Source organism: Variovorax soli NBRC 106424 (genome assembly GCF_001591385.1).
Classification (GTDB): domain Bacteria; phylum Pseudomonadota; class Gammaproteobacteria; order Burkholderiales; family Burkholderiaceae_C; genus Variovorax; species Variovorax soli.
In genome coordinates, this window is record NZ_BCUU01000042.1 from 1 (window position 1) to 25070 (window position 25070).

General features: G+C 67.9%; 20 protein-coding genes and 1 pseudogene. 12 read left to right on the plus strand and 9 right to left on the minus strand.

Annotation, left to right across the window (positions count from 1 at the left end; translation table 11 throughout):
• The 7 genes from secG to VSO01S_RS13855 all read right to left on the minus strand — a co-directional run.
• Positions 1-313 (minus strand): preprotein translocase subunit SecG (gene secG, locus VSO01S_RS13825; RefSeq protein WP_068643406.1); only part of this gene is annotated, 313 nt, incomplete at its 3' end.
• A 45-nt stretch (positions 314-358) separates the two neighbouring features.
• Positions 359-1108: a triose-phosphate isomerase gene (gene tpiA / locus VSO01S_RS13830; protein WP_068643332.1), complete on the minus strand. Its 750-nt coding sequence runs from the start codon at positions 1106-1108 to the stop codon at positions 359-361.
• A 12-nt stretch (positions 1109-1120) separates the two neighbouring features.
• On the minus strand, positions 1121-2119 hold the full coding sequence (locus VSO01S_RS13835) for an NAD(P)H-quinone oxidoreductase (protein ID WP_068643333.1): 999 nt from the start codon (positions 2117-2119) through the stop codon (positions 1121-1123).
• A gap of 102 nt (positions 2120-2221) precedes the next feature.
• Positions 2222-4516: a polyribonucleotide nucleotidyltransferase gene (gene pnp, locus VSO01S_RS13840; protein ID WP_068643334.1), complete on the minus strand. Its 2295-nt coding sequence runs from the start codon at positions 4514-4516 to the stop codon at positions 2222-2224.
• 196 nt (positions 4517-4712) lie between these two features.
• Complete coding sequence (gene rpsO / locus VSO01S_RS13845; RefSeq protein WP_068643336.1) at positions 4713-4979, minus strand: 30S ribosomal protein S15; 267 nt, start codon at positions 4977-4979, stop codon at positions 4713-4715.
• A gap of 126 nt (positions 4980-5105) precedes the next feature.
• Positions 5106-6272, minus strand: coding sequence for a pyridoxal phosphate-dependent aminotransferase (locus VSO01S_RS13850; protein WP_068643339.1), 1167 nt, complete (start codon positions 6270-6272; stop codon positions 5106-5108).
• Between the two features lie 20 nt (positions 6273-6292).
• Positions 6293-7546, minus strand: coding sequence for a branched-chain amino acid ABC transporter substrate-binding protein (locus tag VSO01S_RS13855; RefSeq protein ID WP_174544733.1), 1254 nt, complete (start codon positions 7544-7546; stop codon positions 6293-6295).
• A gap of 161 nt (positions 7547-7707) precedes the next feature.
• Here VSO01S_RS13855 and VSO01S_RS13860 point away from each other — a divergent pair, with 161 nt between their 5' ends.
• Both VSO01S_RS13860 and VSO01S_RS13865 read left to right on the plus strand, forming a co-directional pair.
• The gene (locus tag VSO01S_RS13860) at positions 7708-8088 is read left to right on the plus strand and encodes an Hsp20/alpha crystallin family protein (RefSeq protein ID WP_068643342.1); all 381 of its coding nucleotides are present in this window, start codon (positions 7708-7710) and stop codon (positions 8086-8088) included.
• Between the two features lie 266 nt (positions 8089-8354).
• On the plus strand, positions 8355-9083 hold the full coding sequence (locus VSO01S_RS13865; RefSeq protein ID WP_068643344.1) for an alpha/beta hydrolase: 729 nt from the start codon (positions 8355-8357) through the stop codon (positions 9081-9083).
• Here VSO01S_RS13865 and tsaD read toward each other — a convergent pair.
• Positions 9040-10083 carry a tRNA (adenosine(37)-N6)-threonylcarbamoyltransferase complex transferase subunit TsaD gene (gene tsaD / locus VSO01S_RS13870; RefSeq protein ID WP_068643346.1) on the minus strand — a complete coding sequence of 348 codons (1044 nt, stop codon included), beginning with the start codon at positions 10081-10083 and terminating at the stop codon, positions 9040-9042. The two genes, VSO01S_RS13865 and tsaD, sit on opposite strands and share 44 nt — an antisense overlap.
• Positions 10084-10196: 113 nt before the next feature.
• Between tsaD and VSO01S_RS13875 the strand changes: the two genes are divergently transcribed.
• The 4 genes from VSO01S_RS13875 (at position 10197) to VSO01S_RS13890 (ending at position 14812) form a co-directional block, all read left to right on the plus strand.
• Positions 10197-11483: a nitrate regulatory protein gene (locus VSO01S_RS13875; RefSeq protein ID WP_068643347.1), complete on the plus strand. Its 1287-nt coding sequence runs from the start codon at positions 10197-10199 to the stop codon at positions 11481-11483.
• 318 nt (positions 11484-11801) lie between these two features.
• Positions 11802-13061: a CmpA/NrtA family ABC transporter substrate-binding protein gene (locus tag VSO01S_RS13880; RefSeq protein WP_068643348.1), complete on the plus strand. Its 1260-nt coding sequence runs from the start codon at positions 11802-11804 to the stop codon at positions 13059-13061.
• Between the two features lie 24 nt (positions 13062-13085).
• Positions 13086-14009, plus strand: coding sequence for a nitrate ABC transporter permease (gene ntrB, locus VSO01S_RS13885; protein WP_068643410.1), 924 nt, complete (start codon positions 13086-13088; stop codon positions 14007-14009).
• Complete coding sequence (locus VSO01S_RS13890) at positions 14006-14812, plus strand: ABC transporter ATP-binding protein (RefSeq protein WP_068643350.1); 807 nt, start codon at positions 14006-14008, stop codon at positions 14810-14812. The genes ntrB and VSO01S_RS13890 overlap by 4 nt, the downstream gene beginning before the upstream one ends.
• Positions 14813-14854: 42 nt before the next feature.
• On the opposite strand, the gene VSO01S_RS13895 is transcribed toward VSO01S_RS13890, so the two are convergent.
• Positions 14855-16138: an ANTAR domain-containing protein gene (locus VSO01S_RS13895; protein ID WP_068643355.1), complete on the minus strand. Its 1284-nt coding sequence runs from the start codon at positions 16136-16138 to the stop codon at positions 14855-14857.
• Positions 16139-16386: 248 nt separating this feature from the next.
• Here VSO01S_RS13895 and VSO01S_RS13900 point away from each other — a divergent pair, with 248 nt between their 5' ends.
• The 6 genes and pseudogenes from VSO01S_RS13900 (at position 16387) to VSO01S_RS13925 (ending at position 24976) form a co-directional block, all read left to right on the plus strand.
• A complete protein-coding gene (locus VSO01S_RS13900; protein WP_068643356.1) occupies positions 16387-17628 on the plus strand; it encodes an MFS transporter in 1242 nt (413 codons plus the stop codon).
• Positions 17629-17660: 32 nt separating this feature from the next.
• Positions 17661-18884 (plus strand): annotated as a pseudogene (locus VSO01S_RS13905) (NAD(P)/FAD-dependent oxidoreductase); the annotation flags it as partial.
• A 1-nt stretch (position 18885) separates the two neighbouring features.
• The gene (locus VSO01S_RS13910; RefSeq protein ID WP_068643357.1) at positions 18886-21756 is read left to right on the plus strand and encodes a nitrate reductase; all 2871 of its coding nucleotides are present in this window, start codon (positions 18886-18888) and stop codon (positions 21754-21756) included.
• Between the two features lie 56 nt (positions 21757-21812).
• On the plus strand, positions 21813-22787 hold the full coding sequence (gene ybiB, locus VSO01S_RS13915; RefSeq protein ID WP_068643359.1) for a DNA-binding protein YbiB: 975 nt from the start codon (positions 21813-21815) through the stop codon (positions 22785-22787).
• 2 nt (positions 22788-22789) lie between these two features.
• Positions 22790-23581, plus strand: coding sequence for a uroporphyrinogen-III C-methyltransferase (gene cobA / locus VSO01S_RS13920; RefSeq protein ID WP_068643361.1), 792 nt, complete (start codon positions 22790-22792; stop codon positions 23579-23581).
• Between the two features lie 171 nt (positions 23582-23752).
• Positions 23753-24976: a BaiN/RdsA family NAD(P)/FAD-dependent oxidoreductase gene (locus VSO01S_RS13925; RefSeq protein WP_068643411.1), complete on the plus strand. Its 1224-nt coding sequence runs from the start codon at positions 23753-23755 to the stop codon at positions 24974-24976.
• Positions 24977-25070: the final 94 nt, after the last annotated feature.

The window sequence follows — 25070 nt, forward strand, 5'->3', positions numbered from 1 at the left end:
CGGGTGCCGCCGGCGCTGCGGGCGCAGGCTGGGTGGCCGAACGCTCGAGCAGGCTGCCGCCGCCGGTCGACGGACGCGAGTGGCTCAGGTAGGCCAGCGCCAGGGTGCAGCCGAAGAACACCGCCGCCAGGACCGCCGTCGTGCGCGAGAGGAAGTTGGCGCTGCCGCTGGCACCGAACAGGCTGCCGGCGCTACCGCTGCCGAAGGCCGCACCCATGTCGGCCCCCTTGCCGTGCTGGATGAGGATGAGGCCGATCATGGCCAGAGCAGCCAGCATCTGGATGCCGACCAGCAGGTTCATAAACACGTTCATTCGCTTGGACTCCTAAATTCGTAACTGGCGGTCGCAGGCGCTTTTTCAGCGCGCGGCCGCGATGATCTGCAGAAAGTCGGGCGCCTTGAGCGAGGCGCCGCCAATCAATCCGCCGTCGATGTCGGGCTGGGCCAGCAGCTGGGCCGCATTGGCGGCGTTCATGCTGCCGCCGTAGAGGATGCGGATGCCGGCGGCGTGGTCGCTGGCCGCGTGGTGCAACTGCGCACGCAGCAGCGCATGCACGGCTTGCGCCTGCTCGGGCGTGGCCGTCTTGCCGGTGCCGATAGCCCATACGGGCTCGTAGGCGACCACGATCTCGCTGATGCAGTGTCCATTGACGTGGATGACTGCGGCCAACTGGCGCTTGACCACGTCCTCGGTATGGCCGCCTTCGCGCTCGGCCAGCGTTTCGCCCACGCACACGATGGGCGTCACGCCGTGCTTGAGGGCCGCGGCCGTCTTGGCGGCCACCAGCTCATCGCTTTCGCCGTGGTACTGGCGGCGCTCCGAGTGGCCGACGATGGCGTAGCGCACCCCGAATTCGCGCAGCATGGCAGCCGACTGCTCGCCGGTGTAGGCGCCCTGCTCGTGCTGCGACACGTCCTGCGCGCCGAGCGCGATGGGCGTGCCCTGCACCAGCGCCTGCACCTGCGCCAGGTAGGGCGCCGGCACGCACACGGCCACGTCGCAGGCAGGGGCACCGACGCCTTGCGCGAGCGCCTTCACCAGGCCCTCGTTGGCAGCCAGGCTGCCGTTCATCTTCCAGTTGCCGGCAATGAGCTTCTTCTTGTGCATTTCTCTCATCTCTTACCAGGTCAGCACGATCTTGCCGATGTGCTGGTTCGATTCCATCAGGCTGTGCGCCTGGCTCGCGCCGGTGGGCGTGCCGCCGGCCGCAAAGGTGCTGTAGATCACCGGGCGCACCGCACCGCCCTCGAGCAGCGGCCACACCTTCTCGCGCAGCGACTTCGCGATGGCACCCTTGAAGGCCACCGGACGCGGACGCAGCGTCGAGCCGGTGATGGTCAGGCGCCGGCGCAGCACGTCGCCGGCATTGAAGCCGCTCTTGACGCCACCCTGGATCGCAATGATCACCAGTCGGCCGTCGTCGGCCAGGCATTCGACCTCGCGCGCCACGTAGTCGCCAGCCACCATGTCCAGGATCACATCCGCGCCCTTGCCGCCGGTGAGGCGCTTGACCTCCGCGGCGAAGTCCGAGCTCTTGTAGTTGATCGCATGGTCGGCGCCCAGCTTGCGGCAGGCCTCGCACTTCTCGTCGCTGCCCGCGGTGGCGATCACCGTGGCCCCCATGGCCTTGCCCAGCTGGATGGCCGTGACGCCGATGCCGCTGGTGCCGCCCTGGATGAGCAGGGTCTCGCCCTTTTGCAGGCGGCCGCGGTCGAAGACATTGCTCCACACGGTGAAGAAGGTCTCGGGCAGCGAAGCCGCCTCGACGTCGCTCCAGCCCTTGGGCACCGGCAGGCATTGCGCCACGGGCGCCACGCAAAGCTGCGCGTAGCCGCCGCCGGCCACCAGCGCGCAGACGCGGTCGCCGACCTTGAAGCCGGCTTCACGCAGCGCGGCCTCGTCGCCCGACACGATCTCGCCAGCCACTTCCAGGCCCGGCAGATCGGAGGCGCCCGGCGGCACCGGGTAGTGGCCCTTGCGCTGCAACACGTCGGGCCGGTTCACGCCGCTGGCAGCGACGCGGATCAGCAGCTCGCCGGCACCCGCGACCGGCGCGGGGCGCTCAGCCTCGCGCAGCATGTCGGGCGCACCGTAGGACGCAATCTCGATGGCTTTCATGGTGTTTCTGGGCTCGTTGTGCCTGGGACGCAGGCAGCTTCGTTGCAATTTCAGATGGCATGACGGCCGGCGCGCCCTGAAGGCAAGCCGGCCGTTGCTCGATCAGCCTTGCTGCTCGGTGCCCGGCAGCGTTTGCTGTTGTTGCTGCTGCTCGGCTGCGGCGTCGGCCGTCTCGCCGCTGTTGCGCGGCTGGCGGTCTTCGCGGGGCGGGCGCTCGCGGCGCTCGCCACGGTCACCGCGCTCGCCCCGGTCGCCGCGATCACCACGGTCGCCGCGGAACTCACGCTCGTCGCCCATGCCGGCCGGACGCTCTGCGAGCGCCTTCATCGACAGCTTCACGCGGCCCTTGTCGTCGGTCTCGAGGACCTTGACCTTCACGATCTGGCCTTCGCTCAGGTAGTCGGTCACCTTCTCCACACGCTCGTGGGCGATCTGGCTGATGTGCAGCAGGCCGTCCTTGCCGGGCAGCAGGTTCACCAGCGCGCCGAAGTCCAGGATCTTGGTGATCGGGCCTTCGTACACCTTGCCGATCTCGACTTCGGCGGTGATCTGCTCGATGCGGCGCTTGGCCTCGTCGGCCTTGGCGCTGTCGGTCGAAGCAATGGTGATGGTGCCGTCTTCGTCGATGTTGATCTGCGTGCCGGTTTCCTCGGTCAGCGCACGGATGACGGCGCCGCCCTTGCCGATCACGTCGCGGATCTTCTCGGGATTGATCTTCATGGTGAAGAGCTTGGGCGCGAAGCTGCTCACTTCGGTCTTGGCTTCGCCCATGGCTTCCTGCATCTTGCCCAGGATGTGCATGCGCGCCTCCTTGGCCTGGGCCAGGGCGACCTGCATGATTTCCTTGGTGATGCCCTGGATCTTGATGTCCATCTGCAGGGCGGTGATGCCGTTGGTGGTACCGGCCACCTTGAAGTCCATGTCGCCCAGGTGATCTTCATCGCCCAGGATGTCGGTCAGCACCGCGAAGCGGTTGCCTTCCTTGATCAGGCCCATGGCGATGCCGGCCACGTGCGCCTTCATGGGCACGCCGGCGTCCATCATCGACAGGCAGCCGCCGCACACCGAAGCCATCGACGACGAGCCGTTCGATTCGGTGATCTCGGACACCACGCGGATGGTGTAGGGGAACTCTTCCTTCGTCGGCAGGCAGGCGACCAGCGCGCGCTTGGCCAGGCGGCCGTGGCCCACTTCGCGGCGCTTGGTGGAACCCATGCGGCCCACTTCACCAGTGGCGAAGGGAGGCATGTTGTAGTGGAAAAGGAAGGTGTCTTCGAATTCGCCGGCCAGCGCGTCGATGCGCTGCGCGTCGCGCTCGGTGCCCAGCGTGGTCACCACCAGCGCCTGCGTTTCGCCGCGGGTGAACAGGGCCGAGCCGTGGGTGCGCGGCAGCACGCTGTTGCGGATCTCGATGGGGCGCACGGTGCGGGTGTCGCGGCCGTCGATGCGGGGCTCGCCTTCCAGGATCTGGCTGCGCACGATGCGCGCCTCGATCTCGAACAGCAGGTCGCCCAGCTTGGCGCCGTCGAACTCGACGCCTTGGGCCGTCAGTTCGGCAGCCACGCTGGCGTTGGCTTCGCGCAGAGCCTGGGTACGGGCCTGCTTGCTGCGGATCTGGTACACCGCGCGCAGCTTGGGCTCGGCAATGGCGTTGACCTGGGCGATGAAGGCTTCGTCCTTGGCGGGGGCCTGCCAGTCCCACACCGGCTTGCCGGCGTCGCGCACCAGCTCATGGATGGCGTTGATGGCAACGCGGGCCTGCTCGTGGCCGAACACCACGCCGCCCAGCATCACTTCTTCCGACAGCTGCAGCGCTTCGGACTCGACCATCAGCACGGCCGCTTCGGTACCGGCCACGACCAGGTCCATCTGCGAATCGGCGCGGGCGGTCTTGCCGGGGTTGAGCACGTACTGGCCGTTGATGTAGCCCACGCGGGCGGCACCGATCGGGCCGTTGAAGGGCACGCCGGAAATCGACAGGGCCGCGCTCACGCCGATCATGGCGGCGATGTCGGCATCGACTTCGGGGTTGAGCGACACGGTGTGCACGACCACGTGCACCTCGTTCAGGAAGCCCTCGGGGAACAGCGGGCGGATCGGGCGGTCGATCAGGCGCGAGGTGAGGGTTTCCAGCTCGCTGGGCTTGGCTTCGCGCTTGAAGAAGCTGCCGGGGATCTTGCCGGCGGCGTAGGTCTTCTCGATGTAGTCGACGGTCAGCGGGAAGAAGTCCTGGCCGGGCTTGGCCGACTTGGAGGCCACCACGGTGGCCAGGATCACGGTGCCGTCGATGTTGACCAGCACGGCGCCGGAAGCCTGGCGCGCGATTTCGCCCGTTTCCATGACGACGGTCTTGTCGCCCCATTGGAAGGACTTGGTGACTTTGTTGAAGAGGCTCATGTTTTGCTCCTGTTTTGACAGCAGATCCGTGCGGATCCGCATTGGGTCGGAGCGCCCTTCAGAACACGATGCCATTCCAGCGCAGCCCTTGGCAGGGCTTCGTTGGAATGACACAGCTTCGCTCTGTTGGCGGCTCCGAAGTGAAAAACGCCTGAGCTAGCAGGCTAACTCAGGCGTTTTTCGCATTTGGTGGCGCTTACTTGCGCAGACCCAGCTTGGCGATCAGCGCGGTGTAGCGGTCGGCGTCCTTGGACTTGAGGTAGTCCAGCAGCTTGCGGCGGCGGCTCACCATGCGCAGCAGACCGCGGCGGCCATGGTGGTCCTTGGCGTGCTGCTTGAAGTGGGGGGTGAGCTCGTTGATGCGGGCGGTCAGCAGTGCGACTTGCACTTCCGGGCTGCCGGTGTCGTTGGCGGCGCGGGCGTTGTCCTTGACGACTTCGGCCTTGACGGAGGCTGCGATCATGGTTTGGTTTCCTTCGTTCCGGGATGTTTGACTTGCGGCAGGGGCTGGAACTGCCCCTGTCGTGCGCTTTGCGAGATGCAAAACCCTGGGATTATAGCCCGACCCGCCAAACTCCCCCGGACACCCTTACCGGCCGGCTTGGCTTGCCAGCCAGGACCGCAGGCGCCGCACCCCCTCTTCCAGGCGGCCCAGGTCGTGCGAGGCGAAGCACCAGCGCAGCCACCCCTCGCCTTCGGCGCCGAAGGCGGCGCCCGGCGCGAGGCCGATGCCGGCCTCGAGCACCAGGCGCTTGGCCAGCGCCAGCGAGTCGCCATAGCCCTGCAGCTGGAAGAAGGCGTACATGCCCCCGCGCGCCGGCGCCACGCTCACGCCCGGCACCTGGGCCAGCAGGGGCACCAGGGTGTCGCGGCACTTCTTCAGGTGCGCCACCACCCGCGGCGTCACCTCGTCGGTGCGCTGCAGGGCCACCACGCCGGCGCGCTGCGTGAACACGCTGGCACAGGAGGTGTTGAACTCGATGATCTTGCCCATGGCGTCCACCAGCGAGGGCGGCAGCACCAGCCAGCCCAGGCGCCAGCCGGTCATCAGGAAGCTCTTGCTGAAGCTGTGCACCACCACCAGGCGCTCCTCGGGCTCGGAAATGTCAAGGAAGCTGGGCGCGCAACCATTGCTGGTGGGCTCGTAGTAGAGCCGCTCGTACACCTCGTCCGCCAGGATCCAGGTGCCGGTTTCGCGGCAGTGCGCCAGCAGCGCCTCCTGCTCGGCGCGCGACAGGGTCCAGCCGGTGGGGTTGTTCGGGGCGTTGACGATCAGCAGCTTGGTGCGCGCAGTGACGGCGGCTCGCACCGCGCCCAGGTCCAGCACCCATTCGCCCTGCCGGGCCACCAGCGGCACGCAGCGCACCGTGGCGCCCATGATGGCCGGCTGCGCCGTGAGGTTGGGCCACACCGGCGTGATGGCCACCACCTCGTCGCCCGGATCCACCAGCGCCTGCACCGCCAGTATGAGCGCACTGACGCCGCCCGAGGTGATGGCGATGCGCCCAGCGTCGATGCGCGGGTGCAGCCGGCTCATGTAGCCGGCCACGGCCTCGCGCAGTTCGGGCAGGCCGAGGTTGTGCGCGTAGAAGGTCTCGCCCTTGTGCAGCGAATCGATGGCCGCCTGGCGGATGAAGTCGGGCGTGACCTCGTCGCTTTCGCCGAACCAGAAGGCCAGCACGCTGTCACGGCCCAGCCCCGCATTGGCCACCTCGCGGATGCGCGAGGCCTCGAGGTTTTCGATGGCTTGTCTCATGTCTGCTCTTCAACAATCCTTCAGGGCCGCTGCATGCGGCAGGTGGTGGGCATCTCGGCGCGCTCGGCGGCAATGGTCTTGATGACCTTGAAGCCGTAGCCCGAGCCTTCCACGTCGAACTTCACGCCCGGCGTGCCCTGCCGCTCCATCTGGCCGATGACCAGCGACTGCTGGAACTGGTGGTCGCTGGCGCGCATGCGCCCGCGCTGGCCGGCCAGGGTGACGTCCGCCGTTTCCATGGCGCGCGCCACCGCCGCCGCATCGGTGCTGCCGGCCTTCTCGATCGACTGGGCCAGCGCCTCGATCAGAAGCTGCATGCGCATGTGCACATAGTCGTCCGCCGGCTTGGGAAAGCGCGCGCGGAACGACTTGTAGAAGGCTTCCGATTCGGGCGTCTGCACGTTGGGCAGCCAGTCGGCCACCGCGATCACGCGGCCGATGCCGGCATCGCCGATGGCCGCCGGCGCGCCCAGCGCATTGCCATAGAAGGTGTAGAACTTGCCCTGGTAGCCCGCCTCGCGCGCGGCCTTCACCAGCAGCGTGAGGTCGTTGCCCCAGTTGCCGGTGATCACCGCCTGCGCGCCGCTGGCCATGATCTTGGTGGCGTAGGGCGCAAAGTCCTTGACCCGGCCCATGGGATGCAGTTCGTCGCCGACGATCTGGATGTCGGGGCGCAGAACGCCCAGCTGCCGGCGCGACTCCCGCAGCACCGCCTGGCCGAAGCTGTAGTCCTGCCCGATCAGGTAGGCCTTCTGCACCGACTTGTCGTCGGCGATCACCTGCATCAGCGCCGTCACCCGCATGTCGGCATGCGCGTCGAAGCGGAAATGCCAGAAGCTGCAGCGCTCGTTGGTGAGCACAGGGTCCACGGCCGAATAGTTGAGGAAGAGCGCACGCCGCGACGGGTCGCGCTCATTGTTCTTCTCGACGGCATCGAGGATGGCCGCGGCCATGGCCGACGAATTGCCCTGCAGCACGATGCGCGAACCATCGTCGATGGCCGAGCGCAGGGCCGAGAGCGCCTCTTCGTTCAGGCCCTTGCTGTCGTAGCGGTCGAGCTGCAGCATGCGCGCGCCGCCCGGCAGCTTCACGCCGCCGCGCTGGTTGACCCGCTCGACGGCCCAGAGCAGGTTGCGGTAGACGGCCTCTCCGGCATTGGCAAAGGGGCCGCTGAGGCTTTCCACCATGGCCAGCCGGATGGGCGCGCCGGCCTGCGCCCGCGCCGGGCTGGAGCCGATGGCAAGGGCGTTCGCAAATAGCGTCGCCGCCCCCATTTTCAAGGCCTGGCGGCGCCGAAATACTTTGGGAATCACAGTCTTGAAACTCTCTGCGCCGCGCCCAGATTTGGAGTCATGCGGCACTCATGGTTGAAAGGCCGCGCAGTGTAAGGGACACACCTTTGTCCCGAGTTGCAATTCATCCGAAGGAGTACCTCATGTTTTTCGCCCCCACCGTCCGCGCCCGCAGCTATTCGCCCCGCGCCTTTGACCGCAGCTTCGAGCGCTTCTTCAACGACGCCTTCGCTGCTGCCGCACCCGCGCAGCGTGGCCTGCAGTTCGAGCAGGACGACAAGAGCTGGACGCTGTCGCTGGACGTGCCCGGACTCTCGCGTGAAGAGCTGAGCATCGGCATCGAGGGCGCCGTGGTCCGCATCGAAAGCAAGGCCGAAGCCAAGCGCCAGATCAAGGCGGCCTACGAGTTGCCCCTGGAAGTGGACGCAGCCGCCAGCGAAGCCAAGCTGGAAAACGGGGTGCTGACCCTGAAGCTGGCCAAAAAAGCTCCGGTGAGCAACGTCGCCCAGCTGGCCATCAACTGAGCCGGCCCGGCCCCGGCAATCCCTCGCAAAGCCCCGCAAATACGCGGGGCAGCGCCCCAAGCCCGCCTCTGGCGGGCTTTTTCATTGTTGCGCCAATCCGTCGTATGTAACCTTTAGTTGCCGTTCCTTTTTGTGACGGATTCACAATAATCCATACAACATGTGGCCTATACCCCAAAGCTACACGTTCTTTGATGCCAGTTCGGTGAAGTATTCAGCAGGGGTATCGCTTCGTCATCGAATGGCACTTGACGCGAAGGAAACCAATGGATACGCAACTCATGCCCGCGAGCAAGTCCTCACGCTCGGACACACTCATGGTGTTCCTGCCGGGGGCTTTCCTTCACCCCGACGAGTTCGAACGGGAGGGATTCGTGAGCGCGGTTCGGGAGCGTGACCTGGCCGCCGACGTGCTCCTGGTGCATGCGGATGTCTCCTATTACTACGACCAGACCTTCATCGAGCGGCTGGATGCCGACGTGCTCAAGCCCCAGCGGGCCAGCGGCTACAAGAACATCTGGCTGGTGGGCATCTCGATCGGCGGCTTCGGCGCGCTGATCCATGAACTGGCCCGTCCCGGTTTCGTGGACGGCATCGTCGCCCTGGCCCCCTACCTGGGCCGCCGCCCGCTGGGCGCCGAGATCCACAAGGCCGGCGGCCTGCGCGCCTGGAAGGCGCCCACCGGCCCGCTGCCCGACGAGGAAGTGGACCGCAAGCTCTGGCCCTGGCTGCAGCAGTACGCCGACTCCAAGCATGCGAAGCAGAAGCAGCTGCCGCCGCTCTACCTGGGCTTCGGGCTGGCCGACCGCTTCGCGTCCAACCACAAGCTGCTGGCTGACGCCCTGCCCTCGGACCGCGTCTTCACCACCGAAGGCGGCCACGACTGGCCCCAGTGGTCCAAGCTCTGGAAGAAGGTACTGGACGTGCTGCCGGTGCCCGCGCTCGGTCAGGCTATGCCGCGACCGGCAATGCGTCCAATGGCCATCGCGGCCTGACGTCGAAGGCATAGCGCGGCTGGGGCTGCTCCAGCCCGGCCTGGATGCGCATGGCGCCGGCCATGGCGATCATGGCGCCGTTGTCGGTGCACAGGTGCAGTTCCGGGTAGTGAACGCACACACCCCGCTTGGCGCAGGCGGCATTCAATTGCTCCCGCAGGCGCTTGTTGGCGCCCACGCCGCCGGCCACCACCAGGCGCTTCAGGCCGGTCCTGTCCAGCGCCGACAAGGATTTCTTCAGCAGCACCTCGACGATGGCGGCCTGCGTGGACGCCGCCAGGTCGCTCTTGTGCGCTTCGAGTTCGTCGCCCAGCTTGCGCACCTGGGTCAGCACGGCGGTCTTGAGTCCGGCAAAGGAGAAGTCCAGGTCGCCGCTGTGCAGCAGCGGGCGGGGCAGCTTGAAGGCGGTCTCGCTGCCGCTTTCCGACAGCTTGGCCAGCCAGGGGCCGCCGGGGTACGGCAGGCCCAGCAGCTTGGCGCTCTTGTCGAAGGCTTCGCCGGCCGCGTCGTCGATGGTTTCGCCCAGCACCTTGTAGTGCCCCACCCCGTCCACTTCCATCAATTGCGTGTGGCCGCCCGACACCAGCAGCGCAACGAACGGAAACTCGGGCGGATCGGCGCTCAGGAAGGGCGAGAGCAGATGCCCTTCGAGGTGGTGCACGCCCAGCACCGGCCGATCGAGCGCCGCCCCGAGGGCGCAGGCCACGCCCGCACCCACCAGCAAGGCGCCCGCCAGCCCCGGGCCGCGGGTGTAGGCCACCACGTCCACCTCGCCCAGCGCACGGCCGCTTTCGGCCAGCACCGACTGGGCCAGCGGCAGCACACGGCGGATGTGGTCGCGGCTGGCCAGTTCGGGCACCACGCCGCCATAGGCCTGGTGCATGGCGATCTGGCTGTGCAGGGCATGGCTGAGCAGGCGCGGCACCGGCGCGCCGCCGTGCGCCTCGACCAGCGCCACGCCGGTTTCATCGCAGGAGGATTCGATTCCCAGAACAAGCATCCGGGGAGTTTAGGCGCGCCCCACCGCGCAGGCATGCAAAAGGGCATTCGCCCTCCCGATGGCATCGCAGGGCATGAATGTTGCTCGACGGCTCATGATTCCCTTGCGCAACGATGAGCACCGGCCTGAACTTCCTGATCGCAGCCCTGCGTTGCGAGATCGACGCGCTCGAGGAGCTTGCGCGCACCAGCGAGCTGGTGGCGGACATCGGCCGGCTCATTCACGCATTGCAGCGCGAGCGGGGGCTCTCGAACGGCCTGCTGGCCTCCCATGGCCAACGATTCGCGCAGCGGCGCGAGGCGCAGATCCGCGAATGCCTGGCCTGCGAAGAAGCGGTGCGCGCCGGCTTCGATGCGCTGGCTGCGGACCGCCGCCGCCACAGCGTCAACGGCGCAAGGCTGTTCTCGCGCATCGCCTGGGTGCTGCCGGGCCTGGACGCACTGCCGGCGCTTCGCCAGCGCATCGGTGCACTGGCGTTCGATGCGGCGCAGGCCACGGCTGCATTCGCCAAGCTCGTGGCCGGGTTGCTGGCGGTCGTGTTCGAAGCGGCCGACGGCGCCACCGACCCGGAGATCTCCCGCCGCCTGGTGGCCATGTTCAACTTCATGCAGGGCAAGGAATTCGCCGGACAGGAGCGCGCCTGCGGCGCCGCCGCCTTCGGCTGCGGGCGCAGCGGAGCGGCACGCCAGCAGCAGTGGCTGCAGCTGATCTCGTCGCAGGAGGCCTGCTTTCACACCTTTGCCGAATTCGCCAGCCCCACCTTGGCGTCGCGCTGGCTCGCCAGCCAGTCGCCCGCGCAACTGGCCGAGCTGGAGCGCCTGCGCCGCATTGCCTGCAGCGCGCCGGCCGGTACCGCGCTCGACGCGGAGCTGAGCCTGTACTGGTTCGACTGCTGCACGCGCCGCATCGACGCCATGCAGGAGATCGAGGCCCTCCTGGCCACCGAATTGCGGGAGCTCTCGCGAAGCCGCACCGCACAGGCCCGCGCGGAACTGCAGGCACACGAGCAGCTGCTCTCCCGCTGGGCGGAGCAGGCTCCGGCCAACCAGGCGGACTTCTTCTTCGGCGCCCCCGACCTGCAAGCGCCCGCAGCCGCCTCCGAGGGCTCGACACCGCCGTATGGCCGGCATCTGGAACGGTCCATCCTCCAGCTCGTGCAGGACCAGGCCCAACGCCTGCAGGCCATGGAAGACGAGCTGGAAACGGTTCGCACGGCGCTGACCGAGCGCAAGGTCGTGGAGCGCGCCAAGGGCCTGCTGATGGCGCACCGGCGCCTGAGCGAGGACGAGGCGCACAAGATGCTTCGCCAGACCGCCATGAACCAGAAGCGGCGCCTGGTGGAAGTGGCCGAGTCGGTGCTGGCCATGGCCGAGTTTCTGCCCAAGGATGCAGCACGCTGAGGCCAGCAAGAACCGCTTTGGTGCATTGCACAACAGCCGCCGGCACCCGGCGCGCGCCGCGCCATACCCTGCATTGACCCGATGCATCAGGCACTTGCGCTGATTGCCCGAGGCCGGCCAGTCCCTGGCACGGGGCTTGCAAACGAAAAGCGCAAAGGCCATCGAAGGCCTTCTTGAGCAACGGGAGACATCCAACGATGGGTGTCGCCTGCACAAAAGGACAAAGGCGTCCCCATCCCGCAAGGGCTCGTTCGCGAGCGCACTTGCCGTGATGCGGACGCCTTTTTTGTTTCGTCATCACCCCCTGGAGCCCGTCCCATGAACGATTCGCAGCAGCTTCCGAAGAAACCCGGCCTCAGCCGCCGACGCGTACTGCAAGGGGCGGCCATCGGCGCCCTGGGCATCGACCCGGCCTTGCGCGCGGCTGTGTGGGCGCAAGGCTCGGACAAGCCCGAGAAGGAAGAAGTGAAGATCGGCTTCATTCCGCTCACCGACTGCGCCAGCGTGGTGATGGCCTCGGTGCTGGGCATCGACAAGAAGTACGGCGTGAAGATCGTGCCCAGCAAGGAAGCCAGCTGGGCCGGCGTGCGCGACAAGCTGGTCAACGGCGAGCTGGACTTCGCCCACGTGCTGTATGGCCTGGTGTACGGCGTGCACCTTGGCATCGGCGGCCCGAAGAAGGACATGGCGGTGCTCATGACCCTCAACAACAACGGCCAGGCCATCACGCTGTCGAAGAAGCTGGCCGACAAAGGCGCGGTCGACGGCCCGTCGCTGGCCAAGCTGATGGCCGCGCAAAAGGGCGAATACACCTTTGCCCAGACCTTTCGCACGGGCACGCATGCCATGTGGCTGTATTACTGGCTGGCGGCCAGCGGCGTGAACCCGATGAAGGACGCCAAGGTCATCACCGTGCCGCCGCCGCAGATGGTGGCCAACATGCGCGTGGGCAACATGGACGGCTACTGCGTGGGCGAACCCTGGGGCCAGCGCGCCATCATGGACGGCATCGGCATCACCGCCATCACCACGCAGGACATCTGGAAGGATCATCCGGAGAAGGTGCTCGGCACCACGGGTGACTTCGCGCGGAAGCATCCCAACACGGCACGCGCCGTGACGGCCGCGATCATCGAGGCGGGCAAGTGGATCGATGCCGGCCTGCAGAACAAGAACAAGATGGCCGAGACCATTGCCGACAAGAGCTACGTGAACACCAGCGTCGATGCGATCAACCAGCGCATCCTGGGCCGCTACGTCAACGGCCTGGGCAAGAGCTGGGACGACCCCAACCACATGAAGTTCTATGCCGATGGCGCGGTGACCTTCCCCTACCTGTCGGATGGCATGTGGTTCCTCACGCAGCACAAGCGCTGGGGGCTGCTCAAGGACCACCCCGACTACCTGAAGGTGGCCACCGAGATCAACCGCATCGACATCTACAAGCAGGCCGCCGCCGCCACGCAGACGCCGGTACCCAAGGACCCGCTTCGCACCAGCAAGCTCTTCGACGGGGTGGTGTGGGACGGCAAGGACCCGAAGAAATACGCCGATGCCTTCAAGGTCTACGGCACCTGAAACTCTTGAATGGAGCACATCACCATGGTCAGTGCCGTATTTCACTCACCGCTGGAGGCTGCGCGTGCCATGCCTGCGCCGGCCGCAGCCACTGCAAAGGCCGCGGCCCCTGCGCAGCCCTTCGTGCCCGCGTTCTCCGAGCCGCCACTGCCGCGCACGCCGCGCGACTGGAGCTGGATCTGGCTGCGCGTGCTCCCGCCGCTACTGGGCATCGCATTGCTCGTGCTCGTGTGGGAACTGGTGGCGCTGCGCAGCACCAGCGGTTTTCCGTCGCCCGCCGAGACCTGGAAGCAGGCGCTGCAAGTGTTCAGCGACCCGTTCTACAGCAAGGGACCCAATGACCAGGGTGTGGGCTGGAACGTGCTCTCGTCGCTGCAGCGCGTGGCGCTGGGCTTCGGGCTGGCGGCGGCGGTCGGCATTCCGGCGGGATTTGCCATCGGGCGCTTCACTTTTCTCTCGCGCATGTTCAATCCGCTCATCAGCCTGCTGCGGCCGGTGTCGCCGCTGGCCTGGCTGCCCATCGGCCTGCTGGTTTTCAAAGGCGCCAACCCGGCCGCCATCTGGACCATCTTCATCTGCTCGATCTGGCCGATGGTGATCAACACCGCGGTGGGCGTGCAGCGCGTGCCGCAGGACTACATGAACGTGGCCAAGGTGCTGCAGCTCTCGGAATGGAAGGTGCTCACCAGGATCCTCTTTCCCGCGGTGCTGCCCTACATGCTCACCGGCGTGCGCCTGGCGGTAGGCACGGCCTGGCTGGTGATCGTCGCGGCCGAGATGCTGACCGGCGGCGTGGGCATTGGCTTCTGGGTGTGGGACGAGTGGAACAACCTCAACGTCAAGAACATCATCATCGCGATCTTCGTCATCGGCATCGTCGGCCTGCTGCTCGAGTTCGCGCTGATTCGCATCGCCACCGCATTCACTTTCGAAGAGGTCAAGGCATGAACGAAGAGAAGTACATCGAGATCCGCGGCGTGGAGCAGCGCTTCAAGACCGCCAAGGGCAGTTTCCTCGCGCTGCAGAAGATCGACCTCGACGTGGCCAAGGGCGAGTTCGTCACGCTCATCGGCCACTCGGGCTGCGGCAAGTCCACGCTGCTGAACCTCATTGCAGGGCTCACCGCGCCCACGCAAGGAACGCTGCTGTGCGCCAACCGGGAGATTCGCGGACCCGGGCCGGACCGCGCCGTGGTGTTCCAGAACCATTCGCTGCTGCCCTGGCTCACCTGCTTCGAGAACGTCTACCTGGCGGTGGAGCGCGTCTTCGGCGCGAGCGAAGGCAAGGCCCAGCTCAGGTCGCGCACCGACGCGGCGCTGGCGCTGGTGGGGCTCACCGCTGCGGCGCAAAAGCGCCCCGGCGAAATCTCCGGCGGCATGAAGCAGCGCGTGGGCATTGCACGGGCGCTGTCGATGGAGCCCAAGGTGCTGCTGATGGACGAGCCCTTCGGCGCGCTGGACGCCCTCACCCGCGCCAAGCTCCAGGATGAGCTGCTGGCCATCGTCGCCAACACGCGCAGCACGGTGGTGATGGTGACGCACGATGTGGACGAGGCGGTGCTGCTGTCCGACAAGATCGTGATGCTCACCAACGGTCCGGGCGCCACCATCGGCGAAGTCCTGCAGGTGGCGCTGCCGCGCCCGCGCAACCGCGTGGAACTGGCGGAGGACCCGGCCTACGTCCACGCCCGCAAGGCGGTGATCGACTTCCTCTATACGCGCCAGGCGCACGTGGAGAAGGTGGCCGCATAGGACGCCGGGGCAGCCGCCATGCGCACGCGCCCCAGCGGCCGATCAGGACATGATGACCTGCAGGCTGCGCTCGTAGGCGGCGGTGAGCTGGTCGAAGCGAAGCAGCAGCGCCTCGCTGGCGCGCACCAGCGCCGTGCGGCCGTCGGCGCTGTCGGCATTGCGCACGCCGCCCAGGAGCACAAGCCATTCGTCGCGCGCCTGCGCGAGGGTGGCGCGGATCTCGGCCGAGCTCAGCGGTGTCTGCTCGAGATCGAGCAAGGCGGCTTCGAACTCGTCCATGGTCAGCGTGAGACGGGCGCGCACCGCGTCGGAGCCGAGCAGCGAGGCCAGCAGCGCATCCTTGGCCAGGCGCTGGGCGCGCATGCGCTGGCGGCCGCAGATGTTGACGATGCGCAGGGCGTGACGGGCGCCGGTGGCTTCCAGCGCACCGGTCAGGGCTTCGGCGGCGCCCAGCAGGGCCTCGGCGCGCTCGTCGAGTTCGGCCAGCGCTGCCGGGGCGGCACGCTCGTCAAGGACCGAGGCCAACGGTTCCCAGGCGCGGCGCACCTGTGCCAGGCTGTGCGCGGCCCGGGAGTCCAGTCCGAGGCTATCCAGGTGTTCCAGGTTCTGCTGTACCCGCTGCACCGACTCCTTGCGCAGCACCCGCCCGCGCCGAACATCGACGCCGGCAAGTTCCTGCGCCGCCAGCCGCGCCAGGCGCTGCGACAACATGCGCAACTGGCCCGCGCGATTGATGGCCTCGGCCCATTGCGCAGCCTCCACCAACGAGCGCGAAACCTCGCCCAACCGCAGGTTGGCATGCATGGCGGCACCGCGCAGCAGCACGAAGGCCTCGTCCTCGCCGATGCCACGCGCCGACATGAGCAATCCCTTGGCGCGATCGATCCACTTGCGTTCGTCCAGGCGGGTGCGCAAGGCGTGCATTTCGGCGCGCAGGTCGGCTTCGCGCTGCCAGCGCGCCTGTGCCTCGGCGAGCAAGCGCGCCAGGCGGACCGCATCGAGCTCGCCAAGCGGCGCCCAGGCATGCACGCCGCACTCCACCCACTGCACCGCATCTGCCGGCACCGACCCGCAGGCGAGGCTCAACGCGCAAGGCGGCCTGCCTTGCCAGGCCTTGAGCGCATCGAGCAGCGCGGGCTCTTCGGCGCCTTGCGTGGCACACAGGAGGATCTGTCGCGGTGCGTCAGCAGCGGCCTTGCGCACCATGCTGCGGCAGGTCGTTTCATCCGGGTTGGCGAACTCGGTGCCTGCCAGCAGCGCGCGCAAGGCGGCGGATGCACCTGCCGCACTCGTTTCGCTGGGAAAAACAAGAAGAAGAGAGGCCATGGCAAGGCCACGAGCATAGGCCAGACCCGCCTTCAAGTTCAGGCATGGCTCTTGCGTGAGATCGGGCACGGTGTAACGAAGCACCGCTTTGGTGAAGGAGGTGCGGCATACGCACCCCGGCCTGCGCAGCCGCGCAGGGCACACCGACCCGCCCGGGCGCTCGCTCCCGGTGCGCCCCCTCCCACACTGCCAGGCGCATCGGCCTTCCGTTTGGCCGGGGCCCTGGCATTCCGTCGCACTGAAAAGCCATGACCAGCTTCAAGTACTTTCTGAAATCGGGCCACGGGCCCACCCTGTTCGCAGCCTTCCTGTACTTCGCGTTCTCGTGCTGCATCTGGGTGCTCAACGGCGCCATGGCGCCCTTCATTGGCGAAAGCTTCGACCTCACGCCGGCGCAGAAGGGCCTGATGCTGTCGGTGCCGATCATTGCCGGCGCGCTCATGCGCTTTCCGCTGGGCGTGCTGTCGCAATACATCGGGCGCAAGAACGCCACGCTGGTCGAGATGGGCCTGATCGCGGTGGCCATGCTCTTCGGATTTTTCATGGTCGACAGCTTCAACGGGCTGCTGGCCATGGGCGTGCTGCTGGGTATTGCTGGCGCCAGCTTCGGCGTGGCGCTGTCGCTGGGCGCGGGCTGGTTTCCGCCGCAGCACAAGGGGCTGGCCATGGGCCTGGTCGGCGCCGGCAACGTCGGCACGGCAGTGTCCGTGCTGGTGGCGCCGCCCCTCGCGCAATGGCTGGGCTGGCAGAGCGTCTACGCGGTGGCCGCCTGCGCCATCCTGGTGCCGATGCTCGTCATGGTGATGTTCGCGAAGGAACCGCCCGACGTGGACACCCACGCCGGCCTGCGCGAGCACGTCGCCTGCCTGTTCGAGAAGGACGGCTGGGTGTTCAGCCTGATCTACGGCGTGACCTTCGGCGGCTTCATCGGCCTGACCACCTTCCTGCCCTCCTACTACTACGAGCAATTCGGCGTGAGCAAGGTGCAGGCGGGCCAGCTGACCATGCTGGCGGCCTTCATGGGCGCAGCGGTGCGTGTTTTCGGCGGCTGGATCTCCGACCGCTGGGGCGGGGTGAACGCACTGACGCTGGTGCTGATGGTGGTGGCCGCGGCGCTGGGTCTGGTGGGCCTGGCCTCGTCGTCGCTGGTCGTCACCACGCTGCTGCTTGTCGTGTGCTTCGCGGCACTGGGCGCTGGCAACGGCGCACTATTCCAGCTGGTGCCGCTGCGCTGGCCCGCGAGCACGGCGGTGGCCGGTTCCATGATCGGCGAGATCGGCGCGCTGGGCGGCGGACTGGTGCCCAATGCCATGGGTCTTTCGAAGCAGTACCTGGGCAGCTATGCCTGGGGCTTTGTCTTCTTCGCACTGCTGGCCCTGATCATGCTCGGCGTGATGCGCGTCATGCAGGTCCGCTGGACCCGCACGTGGGCGGAAAAGGGCGGACGCGCACGCATGGCGGCCGACGGCGTGGCCGCCGCACGCGCCTGAGCGCGACAGGCTCCATTGCACAGGTGTTGCCCATGAAAAAGCTCAAGCTCGTACTGATCGGCAACGGCATGGCCGGCGTGCGCACGATCGAAGAGCTGCTGAAGATCGCGCCGGACCTCTACGACATCACCGTCTTCGGCGCCGAGCCGCATCCCAACTACAACCGGATCATGCTGTCGCCGGTGCTGGCGGGCGAGCAGACGATCGACGAGATCGTGCTCAACAGCTGGGCCTGGTACACGCAAAACGGCATCACCCTGCATGCCGGCAAGAAGGTGGTGGAGGTGGACCGGATCCGGCGCGTCGTGCGCGCCGTGGATGCCAAGGGCGAGATCACCGAGGCCGGATACGACCGGCTGCTGGTCTGCACCGGTTCCAACCCGTTCATGCTGCCGGTGCCCGGCAACCAACTCGCGGGCGTGATTGCCTACCGCGACATTGCCGACACCGATTACATGATCGACGCCGCCCGCACGCACAGGAACGCGGTGGTCATCGGCGGCGGTCTGCTGGGCCTGGAAGCGGCCAATGGCCTGGCGCTGCGCGGTATGAACGTGACCGTCGTGCACGCCTGCGACTGGCTGATGGAGCGCCAGCTCGACGGCACCGCCGGCAGGCTGCTGCAGCAGACGCTGGAAGAGCGCGGCCTGCACTTCATGCTCGGCGCGCAGACACAGGCGCTGCTGGGCAACGAGGCCGGGCGCGTGCGCGCCATCCGCTTCAAGGACGGCACCGAATTGCCAGCCGACCTGGTGGTGATGGCCGTGGGCATCCGCCCCAACATCGAACTGGCCCAGCAGATGCACCTGCACTGCGAGCGCGGCATCGTGGTGAACGACACCATGCAGACGGTGACCGACGCGCGCATCTACTCGGTGGGCGAATGCGCGCAGCACCGCGGCGTGGCCTACGGACTGGTGGCGCCCTTGTTCGAGCAGGCCAAGGTGGCGGCCAACCACCTGGCCCAGTTCGGCACCGGCCGCTACGCGGGTTCGCTGACTTCCACCAAGCTCAAGGTCACCGGCATCGACCTGTTCAGCGCCGGCGAGTTCATGGGTGGCGAAGGCTGCGAGGAGATCGTGATGAACGACCCCTTCGGCGGCGTCTACAAGAAGCTGGTGATCAAGGACGACAAGCTGGTGGGCGCCTGCCTGTACGGCGACACGATGGACGGCAGCTGGTACTTCAGGCTGCTGTGCGAAGGCAGCGATGTGAGCGGCATCCGCGACAGGCTGATGTTCGGTGAAGCGGACCTCCATGGCTGAAACCAGATCCACCTGCCCTTACTGCGGCGTCGGCTGCGGTGTGATCATCGAATCCGACGGCGCGCAGATCATCGGCGTTCGCGGCGACCCCGAGCACCCGGCCAACTTCGGCCGCCTGTGCACCAAGGGCTCCACGTTGCACCTGACGGCGGCCGCGGAAGTCACGCGGCAGGCGCGGCTCCTGCAGCCCATGCAACGACTGGAGCGCGGCGGCGAGCCGCGGCGCATCAGCTGGGACGGCGCACTGGACATGGCTGCGTCGAAGTTCGCACGCATCATCGGCCAGCATGGTCCCGACGCCGTGGGCTTCTACGTGTCGGGCCAATTGCTGACCGAGGACTACTACGTCTTCAACAAGCTGGCCAAGGGCCTGATTGGCACCAACAACATCGACACCAATTCGCGCCTGTGCATGAGCAGCGCGGTCGCCGGCTACAAGAAGACGCTGGGCGCCGACGCCCCGCCCGCCTGCTACGAGGACTTCGACCATGCGCAGTGCCTGTTCTTCGTGGGCAGTAACGCGGCCTGGGCACATCCGATTCTTTTCCGGCGCATCGAGGACGCCAAGCGCGCCAACCCCGCGATGAAGATCGTGGTGGCCGACCCGCGGCGCACCGACACAGCGGAGATCGCCGACCTGTTCCTGCCCATCCAGCCCGGTAGTGACGTCATGCTGTTCCACGGCATGCTGCACCTGATGCTGCGCAAGGGCTGGACGCGGCCGGACTACATCGCCGCCCACACCAGCGGCTTCGATGCGCTCGAGGCCACGGTGCGCGACTGCACGCCGGACAAGGTGGCGGCGATCTGCGGCATCTCCGAAGACGACCTGCTGCAAGCGGCACGCCTGTTCGCCACCTCCGCGGCCACGCTCAGCCTGTACTGCCAGGGCCTGAACCAGTCGTCCAGCGGCACCGCCAAGAACACCGCACTCATCAACCTGCACCTGGCCACGGCACAGATCGGCAAGCCCGGCGCCGGCCCCTTCTCCCTGACCGGGCAGCCCAACGCGATGGGCGGGCGCGAAGTGGGCGGGCTGGCCAACCTGCTCTCGGCGCACCGCGATCTGGCCAATGCGCAGCACCGCGCCGAGGTGGCTGCGCTGTGGGGCGTGCCGCAGGTGCCCGACAAGCCGGGCAAGACGGCGGTGGAAATGTTCCAGGCCGCCGCCGACGGCGAGATCCGTGCCTTGTGGATCGCCTGCACCAACCCTGCGCAATCGATGCCCGACCAGCGCACGGTGCGCCGGGCGCTGGAGCGCTGCGAGCTGGTGGTCGTGCAGGAAGCTTTCGCCACCACCGCCACCTGCGCCTACGCCGACCTGCTGCTGCCCGCCACCACCTGGGGCGAGAAGACCGGCACCGTGACCAACAGCGAGCGCCGCATCTCGCGCGTGCGGCCCGCCGTGCCGCCCCCCGGCGCGGCGCGGCACGACTGGTCCATCGCCGGCGATTTCGCGCGCCGGCTGGAGGCGCTGCTGCCTGTCCACGGGGCGCGCCCTTCTCTCTTTCCGTATGCGCCGGACAGCGAGCCTGGTGCCGAGGCCATCTGGAACGAGCACCGCGAATCGACGCGGGGGCGCGATCTGGACATCACGGGCCTTTCCTGGTCCATGCTCGACACCGACGGCCCGCAGCAATGGCCGTGTCCCTCGGACCGTGCCGCCGGCGTCTATGGCAACCCGAGCGCATCGCGGCGCCAGATCGGCAAGACGCGGCTCTACGAAGACGGCGTGTTTGCCACGCCGGACGGCCGCGCCCGTTTCGTGGCCGCGCCCTACCAGCCCACCGCCGAGCAGCGTGAGCCGCGCTACCCCTTCTCGCTCAACACGGGTCGCCTGCGCGACCAGTGGCACGGCATGAGCCGCACCGGCACGCTCGGTCGCCTGTTCGGCCATGTGGCCGAGCCGGCTGTGCAGCTGCATCCGCACGACATGGCGCAGCGCGACCTGAAGGACGGCGACCTGGTCTACCTCACCTCGCGCCGCGGCAGCATCGTGATGCCCGCGCAGGCCAGCGAAGACATGGGCCGCAGCCAGACTTTTGTCGCCATGCACTGGGGCGGCGAGTACTTGAGCGGACGGTCGTCCACCGGCGACACGCTGGCCGGCATCAACGCCCTGACCACGCCGGCCTTCTGCCCCGACTCGAAGCAGCCCGAGCTCAAGCACACGGCGGTGAAAGTGCTGAAGGCAGAACTGCCGTGGGGATTGCTGGCCATGGCCTGGCTGCCGGCCGACCGTGCCTTGCAGGCGCTGCAGTCGGCGCGGGCACTGATGAAGGAATTTCCGTTTGCCAGCTGCGTGCCCTTCAGCGCGGGCGGCGCGCTGTCGCCGGAAGGCGACCCGGAGCGCAGCGGCGTGCTGTTTCGTGCCGCCGGCCATGACCCGGCGCCGGACGCACTGCTGGCGCACATGGAGAAGCTGCTCGGCCTGGATGCCGTGGACTCGCTGCGCTACGTCGATGCCCGGCACGGCCAGCGCCGCACCGCGCGGCTCGTGCGCGCCGGCAGCGATGCGCATCTCGAAGCCGTTTTGCTCGGCGGCGACACGCGCGCAGAAGCCTGGATCAAGCCGCTGCTGCAGCAAGGCCTGCCGGCCCAGGCGCTCGGCCGCCAGCTGCTGCGTCCCGGCGCCACCGCGCCGGCGGGCGTCAGTTCCAGGGGCAAGGTGGTGTGCAGCTGCTTCGGAGTGAGCGAAAGCACCATTGACTGTGCTCTGCGCGAATCCGTCGGCAGCGAAGCCGAGCGGCTCGCCGCGCTGCAAGGCCGCCTGCGCTGCGGCACCAACTGCGGCTCGTGTGTGCCCGAACTCAAGCGAATGGTGCGCGCGGCGGTGACATCCCGCGAGACCGTGGGGGCATAAGGACCCGCCCGATTTGGCATAAGCCTTGCGGGACAATCGAGGGCCAATCACCCACCATGAGCATCAGCCACTACATCAAGGAAATCGGGCGCGGCGCACGCGGCGCCCGGCCGCTGTCGCGCGAGCAGGCCCAAGACCTGTTCGGCCAGGTGCTGGACGGCCGGGTGACCGACCTCGAAGTGGGCGCCTTCTGCCTGGCGATGCGCATCAAGGGCGAAACACCCGAGGAGATGGCCGGCTTTCTCGATGCGACGCACGAACGCCTGACCCGTTTTCACACCCCGGATGGCCAGCTGCCGCTCATCGTGATTCCCAGCTACAACGGCGCGCGCAAGCTGCCGGTGCTCACGCCGCTGCTGGCCTTGCTTCTCGCGCGTGAAGGCTTGCCGGTGCTGCTGCACGGCACCCAGACCGAGGCGCGCCGCGTCACATCAGCCTCGCTGCTCGAAGCCATGGGCATGGCTGCGCTGGCTTCCGTGCGCGAAGTGAAGGAAGGCGAAGTTGCCCACGTCAGCACGCAGTTGCTGTGCCCCGGCCTCAAGCGCCTGCTGGATGTGCGCCAGGTGGTCGGCCTGCGCAATCCCGCCCACAGCGTGGTCAAGCTCCTGCTGCCGGCCGATGGCGACCGGCAATTGCTCATCAGCAGCTACACGCACCCCGCCTACGCCGAGTCGATGGCCGAGACTTTTGCGCTGACGCGGACCAACGCCCTGCTCTCTCGCGGCCTCGAAGGCGAGAGCGTCGCGGACCCGCGACGCACCGCGCAGGTGGACGGCTTCGTGCAAGGCCGGCGCATCGAGCTGCAAGCACAGGCGCCCGGCACGCTGGACGGAGTGCCGGGTCTGCCGGACGGCATCGATCTGCCATCCACCGTCGACTACACCCGCCGCGTACTCGATGGCCAATTGCCGGCGCCGGATGCCATCTCGCGCCAGGTCGAACACGTGCTGCGGCTGGTCCAGCTGCTGGACACAAAGCCGCAGGACCTGGACGCCCACGCCACCACGACACCTCTCGCCAGGGCAGCATGACGATGAATCACCTCACCTCCATTCAAGGCACCTGCACGCTGGTCGGCGCCGGCCCCGGCGATCCGGACCTGCTCACCTTCAAGGCCGCCAAGGCGATCCAGGCCGCCACCGTGATCCTGGTCGACGACCTGGTCAACGACGAGGTGCTGTCGCACGCCCGGCCCGATGCGCGCATCGTCTACGTGGGCAAGCGCGGCGGCTGCAAGAGCACGCCCCAGGCCTTCATCGAGAAGCTCATGATCACCGCGGTGCGCGAAGGCGAACACGTGGTGCGCCTCAAGGGCGGCGACCCCTTTATCTTCGGGCGCGGCGGCGAAGAGGTGGAGCACCTGCGCGAGGCGGGCATCGAGGCGCAGGTGGTCAACGGCATCACCTCGGGCCTCGCGGCCGTCACATCGCTGCAGGTGCCGCTGACGCACCGCGACCGCGCACAGGGCGTGGTCTTCGTCACCGGCCATGCCAAGACCGGCCACGGCGCCACCGAGCATCCCACCGACTGGAAGAAGCTGGCTGCTGCGGCGCACGAGGCGCGCCTGACGCTGGTGATCTACATGGGCGTGTCCGGCGCGACCCACATCCAGCAGGGCCTGCTGGAGGGGCTGCCGGGCAAGACGCCCGTGGCCATCATCCAGGACGCCACCCTGCCCACGCAGCGCCATGTGCTGAGCACGCTGGCGCGCATGCACGAGGCGCTGGCCGACTCGGGCATCGGCAGCCCGGCCATCATCGTGGTGGGCGACGTGCTCAAGGGCGCTGCGGCCGCAGGCCTGGAAGCCCAACGCTTCGGCACCTGACGCGACTTCCCCCTTCCCCCGCCGGGGGAAGGCCGGGATGGGGGCACACACCGCATCGCTATCGAGCGCCGCGCCGGCCCCCACCCCAACCCTCCCCCAGCGGGGGAGGGAGCAAAGCAGGGCCGCCCTAGAATGCTCGGCCTCCAAAGCATCGGCGGCGAATCAGCAAACATGGAAGTCAACCGCGTCTTCGACGCCATCGTCATCGGCGCAGGCGCCGCGGGCCTCTTTTGCGCAGCGCACGCCGGCCAGCGCGGGCTGCGCGTGCTGCTGCTGGACCACAACGAGCGCATCGCCGAGAAGATCCGCATCTCGGGCGGCGGGCGGGCCAACTTCACCAACCGCGACCTGGACCTGCGCGCGCCGCAGCGCCACTTCGTGGGCGACAACCCGCATTTCTGCCGCTCGGCCCTGTCGCGCTACACGCCGCAGCACTTCATCGGCCTGGTGGAAAAACACGGCATCGCCTACCACGAGAAGCACAAGGGACAGCTCTTTTGCGATGGCCCGTCGCAGCAGATCATCGACATGCTGCTGGCCGAATGCGCCGCAGGCAACGTGGCCCACTGGCAGCCGTGCAAGGTGGGCGAGGTGCAATTCGAGGCCGGCGAGGGCTACCGGCTGCAGACATCCCGCGGCGAAGTGCGCGCACCCCGGCTCGTGGTGGCCACCGGCGGCCTGTCGATTCCGCAGATCGGCGCCAGCGACTTCGGCTACCGCGTCGCGGCGCAATTCGGCCTGCGTGTCGTGGCGCCCCGCCCGGCGCTGGTGCCGCTCACCTTCGCCGGCGAAGGCTGGGCGCCCTATGCCGACCTGGCCGGCCTGGCGCTGCCGGTGCAGATCGAGACCGGCGCCAAGAAGGAACGCATGAGCTTCCATGAAGACCTGCTGTTCACGCACCGCGGCCTGTCGGGCCCGGCGGTGCTGCAGATCTCCAGCTACTGGAAGCCCGGCTCGCCGCTCACCCTGGATTTCGCGCCCGGCGTGCAGGTCGACGCGGAACTGCGTGACGCCAAGGCGCGCTCGAAGAAGCGCATTGCCAACGAACTGGCGCAGTGGGTGCCGGCGCGCCTGGCCGACGCCTGGGTCGGGCAGGACGCCGCACTGGCCCGCCCCATCAACGAGGCGGCCGACAAGGCCCTGGCGCAGCTGGCCGAGCGCATCGGCCGCTGGCAGATCACGCCCAGCGGCACCGAGGGCTACAAGAAGGCCGAGGTCACGGCCGGCGGCATCGACACGCGCGAGCTGTCGTCGCAGACCATGGAGTCGAAGCAGCCCGGCCTGTACTTCATCGGCGAGGTGGTGGACGTCACCGGCTGGCTGGGCGGCTACAACTTCCAGTGGGCGTGGGCCAGCGCGCATGCCTGCGCCGAGGCCCTGGCCGCGCAGCAGTAAGCGTACGCAGCCGGCATCGCTGCAGCGGGACCGGGGCATGCACAGGCAATGTCCGAATCTGATCGGTCCATGTCTTGCGGCCCGCTGTGCGCGG

Bases quoted from the DNA above. Each gene is read 5' to 3' on its own strand.
- tpiA (WP_068643332.1), bottom strand. From the start codon at position 1,108: ATGCACAAGAAGAAGCTCATTGCCGGCAACTGGAAGATGAACGGCAGC.
- VSO01S_RS13835 (WP_068643333.1), bottom strand. From the start codon at position 2,119: ATGAAAGCCATCGAGATTGCGTCCTACGGTGCGCCCGACATGCTGCGC.
- pnp (WP_068643334.1), bottom strand. From the start codon at position 4,516: ATGAGCCTCTTCAACAAAGTCACCAAGTCCTTCCAATGGGGCGACAAG.
- rpsO (WP_068643336.1), bottom strand. From the start codon at position 4,979: ATGATCGCAGCCTCCGTCAAGGCCGAAGTCGTCAAGGACAACGCCCGC.
- VSO01S_RS13850 (WP_068643339.1), bottom strand. From the start codon at position 6,272: ATGAGACAAGCCATCGAAAACCTCGAGGCCTCGCGCATCCGCGAGGTG.
- VSO01S_RS13855 (WP_174544733.1), bottom strand. From the start codon at position 7,546: ATGGGGGCGGCGACGCTATTTGCGAACGCCCTTGCCATCGGCTCCAGC.
- VSO01S_RS13860 (WP_068643342.1), top strand. From the start codon at position 7,708: ATGTTTTTCGCCCCCACCGTCCGCGCCCGCAGCTATTCGCCCCGCGCC.
- VSO01S_RS13865 (WP_068643344.1), top strand. From the start codon at position 8,355: ATGGATACGCAACTCATGCCCGCGAGCAAGTCCTCACGCTCGGACACA.
- tsaD (WP_068643346.1), bottom strand. From the start codon at position 10,083: ATGCTTGTTCTGGGAATCGAATCCTCCTGCGATGAAACCGGCGTGGCG.
- VSO01S_RS13875 (WP_068643347.1), top strand. From the start codon at position 10,197: ATGAGCACCGGCCTGAACTTCCTGATCGCAGCCCTGCGTTGCGAGATC.
- VSO01S_RS13880 (WP_068643348.1), top strand. From the start codon at position 11,802: ATGAACGATTCGCAGCAGCTTCCGAAGAAACCCGGCCTCAGCCGCCGA.
- ntrB (WP_068643410.1), top strand. From the start codon at position 13,086: ATGGTCAGTGCCGTATTTCACTCACCGCTGGAGGCTGCGCGTGCCATG.
- VSO01S_RS13890 (WP_068643350.1), top strand. From the start codon at position 14,006: ATGAACGAAGAGAAGTACATCGAGATCCGCGGCGTGGAGCAGCGCTTC.
- VSO01S_RS13895 (WP_068643355.1), bottom strand. From the start codon at position 16,138: ATGGCCTCTCTTCTTCTTGTTTTTCCCAGCGAAACGAGTGCGGCAGGT.
- VSO01S_RS13900 (WP_068643356.1), top strand. From the start codon at position 16,387: ATGACCAGCTTCAAGTACTTTCTGAAATCGGGCCACGGGCCCACCCTG.
- VSO01S_RS13910 (WP_068643357.1), top strand. From the start codon at position 18,886: ATGGCTGAAACCAGATCCACCTGCCCTTACTGCGGCGTCGGCTGCGGT.
- ybiB (WP_068643359.1), top strand. From the start codon at position 21,813: ATGAGCATCAGCCACTACATCAAGGAAATCGGGCGCGGCGCACGCGGC.
- cobA (WP_068643361.1), top strand. From the start codon at position 22,790: ATGAATCACCTCACCTCCATTCAAGGCACCTGCACGCTGGTCGGCGCC.
- VSO01S_RS13925 (WP_068643411.1), top strand. From the start codon at position 23,753: ATGGAAGTCAACCGCGTCTTCGACGCCATCGTCATCGGCGCAGGCGCC.